Origin of the sequence: Zobellella aerophila (assembly GCF_039539325.1) — a bacterium.
Taxonomy (GTDB): Bacteria; Pseudomonadota; Gammaproteobacteria; order Enterobacterales; family Aeromonadaceae; genus Oceanimonas; species Oceanimonas aerophila.
The window spans coordinates 1-557 of the sequence record NZ_BAABCX010000015.1; the positions used below are offsets into that span (position 1 = coordinate 1).

General features: G+C 49.4%; 1 tRNA gene and 1 rRNA gene. Both read left to right on the forward strand.

From position 1 onward, the window contains the following. Positions 1-77, forward strand: a 16S ribosomal RNA gene (locus ABD806_RS17980); the annotation flags it as partial. A 222-nt stretch (positions 78-299) separates the two neighbouring features. Then, positions 300-375 (forward strand) — tRNA-Glu (locus tag ABD806_RS17985). The last annotated feature ends 182 nt before the right edge of the window (positions 376-557 follow it).

Sequence of the window (557 nt, forward strand, 5' to 3'; positions counted from 1 at the left end):
CCACGGAGTGATTCATGACTGGGGTGAAGTCGTAACAAGGTAACCGTAGGGGAACCTGCGGTTGGATCACCTCCTTACCTTAAATTCTCAACGCCTGTTGAGTGTTCACACAGTTTGCTTGATATGAGTAGAGCGCTTTTGATAGAGGCGTGGTGATGAGTTTGCCTATAGCTTGTCACACACCGAGTTCAAGCAAGCCGGCACAGGTGAGAGTTTCTTTCTTGTCGCTCGGGTTCGCTGAGCTCACCACTCGCCTTTACCAAAAATCCGCAACGCGCAGCGTTGCAAAGCGATTTTTGGTCCCCTTCGTCTAGAGGCCTAGGACACCGCCCTTTCACGGCGGTAACAGGGGTTCGAATCCCCTAGGGGACGCCATTCGCCTGAGAATGCAAAGCTAAAGCGATTTAGCTTTGATTTCTTCGTGAAATCTGCTCTTTAACAACCTGGAAAGCTGATGAAATAATTTGTAGTTCTTGATACGCAAGTGTCTTGGAACTTCTTGGCGAAAAATTGTTGTAAGCATCAGTCACGATGCGTGCACTCTGAGCCGGTTCCCC